This is a genomic window from Pseudoalteromonas sp. 2CM36K, assembly GCF_023161865.1.
Lineage (GTDB): Bacteria > Pseudomonadota > Gammaproteobacteria > Enterobacterales > Alteromonadaceae > Pseudoalteromonas > Pseudoalteromonas tetraodonis.
Window position 1 is genome coordinate 65,270 of the sequence record NZ_JALNTK010000014.1, and the last position, 6,314, is coordinate 71,583.

The 6,314-nt window shown below is 41.4% G+C and carries 6 protein-coding genes and 2 tRNA genes; 5 read left to right on the plus strand and 3 right to left on the minus strand.

Translation table 11 applies throughout. The features are described from left to right. Window positions 1–41: 41 nt before the first annotated feature. Entirely contained in the window at window positions 42–1,619 is a 1,578-nt protein-coding gene (locus tag MTN97_RS10215; protein ID WP_248474318.1) for a LysM peptidoglycan-binding domain-containing protein, read from the minus strand. A gap of 186 nt (window positions 1,620–1,805) precedes the next feature. Continuing rightward, window positions 1,806–2,579 (minus strand): hydroxyacylglutathione hydrolase, encoded by a 774-nt coding sequence (gene gloB / locus MTN97_RS10220; protein WP_248474319.1) that lies wholly within the window; start codon window positions 2,577–2,579, stop codon window positions 1,806–1,808. A 53-nt stretch (window positions 2,580–2,632) separates the two neighbouring features. Here gloB and MTN97_RS10225 point away from each other — a divergent pair, with 53 nt between their 5' ends. Further along, window positions 2,633–3,394, plus strand: a complete 762-nt coding sequence (locus MTN97_RS10225) for a class I SAM-dependent methyltransferase (protein ID WP_069439990.1) — start codon at window positions 2,633–2,635, stop codon at window positions 3,392–3,394. Between the two features lie 14 nt (window positions 3,395–3,408). Here the strand turns inward: MTN97_RS10225 and rnhA are convergent, their stop codons facing one another. After that, window positions 3,409–3,873 carry a ribonuclease HI gene (gene rnhA / locus MTN97_RS10230; RefSeq protein ID WP_248474320.1) on the minus strand — a complete coding sequence of 155 codons (465 nt, stop codon included), beginning with the start codon at window positions 3,871–3,873 and terminating at the stop codon, window positions 3,409–3,411. A gap of 68 nt (window positions 3,874–3,941) precedes the next feature. Here rnhA and dnaQ point away from each other — a divergent pair, with 68 nt between their 5' ends. From dnaQ to MTN97_RS10250, 4 genes are all read left to right on the plus strand, one after another. Next, a complete protein-coding gene (dnaQ, locus tag MTN97_RS10235; RefSeq protein WP_069439989.1) occupies window positions 3,942–4,655 on the plus strand; it encodes a DNA polymerase III subunit epsilon in 714 nt (237 codons plus the stop codon). A gap of 9 nt (window positions 4,656–4,664) precedes the next feature. After that, a complete protein-coding gene (locus MTN97_RS10240) occupies window positions 4,665–6,035 on the plus strand; it encodes a TIGR03503 family protein (RefSeq protein WP_248474321.1) in 1,371 nt (456 codons plus the stop codon). Between the two features lie 98 nt (window positions 6,036–6,133). Further along, window positions 6,134–6,210, plus strand: a tRNA-Asp gene (locus tag MTN97_RS10245). Between the two features lie 27 nt (window positions 6,211–6,237). Further along, window positions 6,238–6,314 (plus strand) — tRNA-Asp (locus MTN97_RS10250).

Genomic DNA, 6,314 nt, shown 5'->3' on the forward strand with positions numbered 1-6,314 from the left:
AAGAGCGCATGCGCTCTTTTTTTATTTATTGGTTATGTTTATTAGCTACTTCTCACATCAACCTTGAGTTTAAGCTTTTGACCTGGCTGTAAGTATTTTTGCCCAGCCAAGTCATTCCATTTAATTATCTCGCTCACGGTTAAATTAAACTTAGAGGCTATTCGCGCTAATGAATCACCCCGACGCACTTTATAAGTAATAGTGCGGTTGGTGTTATTAGCTGCCTCTTTAGGCTGATTTGCTGATTTATAAACAACCAATTTTTGATTTAAACGCAGCACTGCATTTTTCTTCAGCTTATTCCACTTAGCTAATTCACCCATAGTGACATCGTATTCGCGGCTTATGTCCCACAATGTGTCGCCACTTTTTACCGTGTGTGAGAGCTTAGTACGCAAACTTTTATTAGCGGCTGCGCGTACTTGCTGAGGTAAATGTTCACTGTTAATTTTACCATCTGTTAGCGGCACTAAAATGTGTTGGCCAACACGAATGACGTTTGAATTAAGCTTATTTAATGACTTTATTGCATTGGTGCTAGTGGCAAATTTACTGGCAATTACCGACAGGCTATCACCTTTTTTAACTTTGTATTGTTGCCAGCGAAGACGACTTTTAATGTCAGTTGCAGCCAATTTTTCTGTAAATTGCTCTACTTTATCGGTGGGTATTAATAAAAAGTGTGGACCATCAGGGTCTGTTGCCCAGCGGTTAAATCCAGGGTTTAGTCTGTATAGCTCGGTGAGGGTCATGTCAGCCATGTCGGCTGCCAGCGCTAAATCAATTTGTGACTCAATATTGACCACTTCAACCACTTGCGCGTTAATAATAGGCTTCCATGACACATTAAAATCATCAGCGCGCTTTAATAAATCGGCTAATGCTAATAATTTAGGCACGTAGGCAGTGGTTTCACGAGGTAAATCAAGTGACCAAAAATCGGTAGGTAAATGCTTTTTACGATTCTTTTTAATCGCACGCAGTAAGCGGCCTTCACCTGAGTTATAAGCTGCAATTGCGTTCAGCCAGTCACCCTCAAGGGTTTTGTGTAAGTATGAGAGATAATCAAGCGCTGCGCGAGTTGATTGCACAATGTCGCGACGCCCGTCATACCACCAGTTTTGTTTTAAATCAAAACGCTCGCCGGTTGCTGGCATAAATTGCCAAATACCCGATGCGGTGCGATGCGAGTAGCCATAAGGGTCAAAAGCACTTTCTACTATAGGTAAAAGTGCAATTTCGATTGGCATTTCACGCTTTTCAATTTCTTCAACAATAAAGTGCAAATACGGCTCAGCACGTTTAGAGATACGATCTAAGTATGCTTGATGGCGCGCATAATAGTTACGTTCAGCGACCACTGGGCGATTTTGGGGAATATCGATAGATAATTGGTAACGAATACGCTCCCAAACATCGTCAAACACAGGGGCTTCCTCTTCGATATCGTTCACTTGTTGATATTGCGCGTTCATCATCAGCGCCGTGTTAATATCGTTTGGGCTTGCGCCTTCAAGTTGGTCTTGTGCCTGATTTTGTGAATCTGTGTTTAACGTTGTCAGAGTTTGACAGCCGCTTAGCGCCATCGCTAAGACCAATAAAAGAGGAGATTTATTCATAAATACCAATACATAGGGTAAAAAACTCGGCGAATACTACCCATAATGAGTCAACATTGCCACTTATGACCGTTAAAAGTTCCAAACAAATATGATTAGAAAATGTTAACTTGTTGTTTATTAACTAATCGTTTTTTATTCTTGTTATTAAGACACATTTAACCTTAACAGAGCAACAGGCCCTAATTAAAAATGATCTTTGAACTTTCTCAGACTAGCAAAGTTTTCCCAAGGTTCATTGCTTTTTGTAACTAAACAATATTTTTTTGGTATTAATTCTGTAATGTTTGGCAAATTGCTACGCATAAAAGGATTAATTTTCAGCTCATGGCCTATGGTACTTGGCAACGTTATTTCATCTTTATTAAGCAATTCATCCACTTGCTGGCTGTAAGCGAGTAACTCGGGGTTTCGTGGCTCAACCGCTTTTGCAAACGCCAAATTCGCCTGGGTGTATTCATGAGTGCAATACACTTTGCAATCACTCGGTAGTGCACTAAGTTTATTAAATGAATGCCACATTTGTTCTGGAGTGCCTTCAAATAAGCGCCCACAACCACCGCTAAATAATGTGTCGCCAGTAAAGGCAAGTGCATCATTAACATAACAAATATGATCGAGTGTGTGGCCAGGCGTGGTGATAATATTAAATGAGGTGCCTAAAACGGTAATCGTTTGGTCTTCATTTAAAGGGCGTGTAATTCCTTTAAATGGACTGTTACTTGGGCCGTAAACCTCAACGTTTGGATGCTGTTTTACTAATTGGGCAACGCCATCAGTGTGATCATAATGATGATGCGTTATTAAAATACCGCCTAGGGTTAAATTATACTGTGCTAAATGCTCAGTGACCGGCGCAGATTGGCCAGGGTCAACCACCCACGCTTGGTTATTATGCTCGGTGGTTAAGCACCAAATGTAGTTATCAGAAAAGGCTTTAATTGCTTTGACTTGCACCATGTATCGTTGCTCTATAAAGTGGTATTTAATTAATATTATAACGAGCTTATATAATGAAACCAGCCTTTAGTTTTCAAGAAGGACCCAAACCGTTGTCATGGCAGCAGTTTCCGCATGGTGATCATTTACGTTGTGATATAGAACGCAAATTGTCGCCGTGGCTACCGCGTATGTTTGGCTATCATATGCTTAAATTGGGTAATTTAAGTGGTGAGTTAGATACCAGCAAAAGTTCCATTAAGCATCAAGTATGCGTTGCAGAGCCTGGCCCTTATACCGGAGTGGTGGCTGACATAGACGAACTGCCTTTTTATGAGCACAGTATAGATGCGTGCATTATGAGCCATTGTTTAGAGTATCACTCAGATCCGCATCATATATTACGTGAGGCTCATCGTACGCTTATTCCCGGCGGTTATATCGCCATTACGGGGTTTAATCCGTTTAGCTTTTGTGGCTTGGCGCAGTTACTGCCATTTAGTGGTCAAAAACTACCGTGGACAGGGCGCTTTTTTACCCCTGCACGCGTTAAAGACTGGCTTAATTTACTCGGATTTGAAATTGTGGCCGATGAGCGATTTATTTATTCATCGTTGGCACGCGGTAACCGGTTGTCGCGGTTTGCGTTTTGGCGCAGCTTTACCAAGCAATATTTAAAACCTATGGGCAGTGTATATTTGCTGGTGGCACGAAAGCGTGTTGCGCCACTTACGCCAATAAAACCTAAGTGGCATGCACGGCCACAATTTGCGCCAATAAAAGGGGTAGGGCTTAGGCAGACCTCAAAGCAACATTATCAGCAAAATAAAAAATAGAGCGATATTGAGGGTTACGGTTGGTAACCTTTATCATCAATTAAGTTGTTGCCGCTGGCCGCATCACGGGCAAGGTCGTCAACAATTTCATTATATTTATGGCCACTGTGACCTTTTACCCATTTCCAAGTAACATCGTGCTCGGCGCAGGCTTTATCGAGACGTTTCCATAAGTCGACATTTTTAACCGGCTTTTTAGCAGAGGTTTGCCAACCGCGTTTTTTCCAATTGGTGATCCACGACTCAATGCCTTGTTTTACGTATTGGCTATCGGTAGTCAGGGTAACAGGGCATGAACGATTAAGTGATTCTAGCGCAACAATGGCAGCTAGCATTTCCATGCGGTTGTTTGTTGTGAGTTTGTAACCTTGACTTAATTTTTTTTCATGGGCTTCATAAATCATAAAAATACCATAACCACCGGGGCCTGGATTACCTAAACACGAACCATCGGTGTAAATCTCTACGGTTTTTTGCACTGTTTTACCTTGATATTATGTACAATAAAGTGATTATAGAAAGATACCAGAGTCAGGCTTAATTCGATATGGCACGCAGACAAATAGTTTTAGATACAGAAACCACCGGCATCGACCCTAAACAAGGGCATCGTATTATTGAGATAGGCTGTGTGGAGCTAATGAATCGTCGGTTAACCGGCAATAATTTTCACGTTTACATAAATCCACAACGCAGCATTGAAGAAGAAGCAATCGATGTTCACGGTATTACCAACGAATTTTTACGTGACAAACCGCTTTTTCGAGATATTGCCCAAGAGTTTTTTGACTATATTAAAGGCGCAGAACTCGTTATTCATAACGCGCCGTTCGATATTGGCCATATGGATAATGAATTTGCGTTATTAAATCAAGGTTATCAAAACACCCATAGTTTTTGTGGGGTACTTGATACCCTTAAAATGGCGCGTGACTTGCATCCAGGACAAAAGAACAACCTGGATGCGCTTTGCCGTCGCTACGATGTTGATAACACTAAGCGGACGTTACACGGCGCCTTACTGGATTCTGAGATTTTAGCCGATGTTTACCTGGCAATGACCGGGGGACAAGTAAAGCTAAATCTAAATCAAAATAAAGATGACTCAAGTGAAGATCAAAAGGGCGGCATTAGGCGCTTAAACAGCGATAGAGCCCCATTGGTTGTTATAGCAGCAAGCGAAGCAGAGCAAAGCGCACATCAATCACGTTTAGACATTGTACAAAAGGAGGGCGGCCATTGTTTATGGCGCGCTGAATAAGGCACTATTATGAAAACGCTATTAGTAGTTTCACTGTGTTTAATCGCCGCGTGCTTCATTCCCGATGCACACAGCGTTAAACAAGTTGAAGAGTTAAAAGGCAGCGGTAAACAAAATGAAATACCGTTACTGGATAACCGTTTTCGTATAGATGACAAAATTGATGAAATAAAATTAATATTTTTTAGACGTCCTGGGTCGCCTGCCGTTATTTTAGTTAGACCCGATGGTACTAAATACTTTGCAACCAATGCGGTAGGAAACACCAGCCTAGATTGGTACGACGAATTAAATTACGATCTAGTGGTTATTCGCAACCCTATGCCTGGGCCATGGCAAGTTATTGGCCAAATAATGCCACAGAGCCGTATTGTTGTAATTGGTGAGCTATCACTTAAGGTTGATCCACTCCCTAAGATTCTTTTTCAGGGTGAAACTGTAAAGGTAACCGGTGAGATTTTAAATGATGGCGAGCCCATTCGCGCTAATCTTTTCAAAGATGCGGTATCGCTCAATGTGAGTTTTGTGAGTACTAATAATGAAAATTTTGAAAATTTTGGAGCGGGCATACAGCAAGTTACTGAATTTAAAGACGATGGCTACGGATTTGATGAAAGTGCAAAAGACGGTGTGTTTACGGGTGAGTTTACCTTAAATTTCACACCTGGCGAGTGGCGCCCTGAGCTTTATATTACCACTGATGTATTAGAGAGGCGGGTGGTTCAAGATCCTATTGTTGTGCATGAGCCGCCTTTTAGTTTTACCTCAGTTGAAGCAACCGATGAGGGGGACGATCACCGTATTACTATAAATATTGATGAAAAGTTATTAAAGCCTGAAACCGTGATCATGCAAGGGAAAATTTATTATCCCAATAATGAAGAGCAAGTATTTTACTTAGACACTAATAACACCGCAGTAAGAGAACTGGCTTTACAAGATTACGGATGGGGACGTTACAACATTGAAATTTCTGTGTTTGGCTCAACAGTAAATGACAGAGAGTTTATGGCTACGTTGCCAACCTATTTATTTGAAATAGAAAGACCGATAGAAGTTATCCCAGAAATTCCAAAAGCGAGCATCATTAAGGAAGAAAATATTCCAGAGCCTGTTATAAAACCAAAAGTAATGGCCACGGGATTAATAGCTAGTTTAATTATTGGTGGGAATTTGGTCATATTATTTATTGGTTGGTTATGTATTCGTGTTTTTGTGCAGAATAAACCAATAAAACTTAAATTGAATTTTGCTTTTTTAAAGAAAAAGAAAGCAACCGAGGCAAAAAAATCAGATCAGCAAAAAACAACTGATGCAAAAAATGGCTCAAAAAATGACAAAACAGGTGAAATTTTAAACCTTTCGTTGTCAGATGACTAAAAAACCTGTAAAAAAACAAAAAAGCCCTTGACGAAGTAGGGGCTGGTTCGTATTATTCACGCCGCTGTTAGGGGAGACTCAGACAGCAACGAAAATGCGGAGTGGTAGTTCAGTTGGTTAGAATACCGGCCTGTCACGCCGGGGGTCGCGGGTTCGAGTCCCGTCCACTCCGCCAATTTTCGACAATTTGTAAGTAAAAGCTGGAGTGGTAGTTCAGTTGGTTAGAATACCGGCCTGTCACGCCGGGGGTCGCGGGTTCGAGTCCCGTCCACTCCGCCA

Coding starts and splice junctions, on each gene's coding strand:
- MTN97_RS10215 (WP_248474318.1), bottom strand. CDS start 1,619: ATGAATAAATCTCCTCTTTTATTGGTCTTAGCGATGGCGCTAAGCGGC.
- gloB (WP_248474319.1), bottom strand. CDS start 2,579: ATGGTGCAAGTCAAAGCAATTAAAGCCTTTTCTGATAACTACATTTGG.
- MTN97_RS10225 (WP_069439990.1), top strand. CDS start 2,633: ATGAAACCAGCCTTTAGTTTTCAAGAAGGACCCAAACCGTTGTCATGG.
- dnaQ (WP_069439989.1), top strand. CDS start 3,942: ATGGCACGCAGACAAATAGTTTTAGATACAGAAACCACCGGCATCGAC.
- MTN97_RS10240 (WP_248474321.1), top strand. CDS start 4,665: ATGAAAACGCTATTAGTAGTTTCACTGTGTTTAATCGCCGCGTGCTTC.